The organism is Shewanella sp. AS16 (genome assembly GCF_021412365.1).
Classification (GTDB): Bacteria; Pseudomonadota; Gammaproteobacteria; order Enterobacterales; family Shewanellaceae; genus Shewanella; species Shewanella salipaludis.
In genome coordinates this window covers 1-292 of record NZ_JAKCLK010000240.1, presented here as the reverse complement: position 1 = coordinate 292, position 292 = coordinate 1, and the positions used below count along the sequence as shown (strand labels likewise).

At 57.2% G+C, this 292-nt stretch carries 1 protein-coding gene; it reads left to right on the top strand.

Going from position 1 to position 292, the window contains the following annotated elements; genetic code table 11:
- Positions 1-52 precede the first annotated feature (52 nt).
- On the top strand, positions 53-292 hold a 240-nt coding region (locus tag LZP73_RS20170; RefSeq protein ID WP_267960267.1), incomplete at its 3' end, for a DNA methyltransferase.

The window sequence follows — 292 nt, the reverse complement described above, 5'->3', positions numbered from 1 at the left end:
GGCACCACAGGGGTGCCCTCCCGGTGTCCTCTGTAAGAGAAGGAGTGCTGTTATGTCCCGTTTTATCCTGGGTGACTGCGTGCGTGTTATGGCCACGTTTCCGGGCAATGCTGTCGATTTCATCCTCACCGACCCGCCGTATCTCGTCGGTTTCCGTGACCGTTCCGGGCGCACCATCGCCGGCGATAAAACCGATGAATGGCTGCAACCGGCCTGTAATGAAATGTACCGCGTGCTGAAAAAAGATGCGCTGATGGTCAGCTTCTACGGCTGGAACCGCGTCGATCGCTTT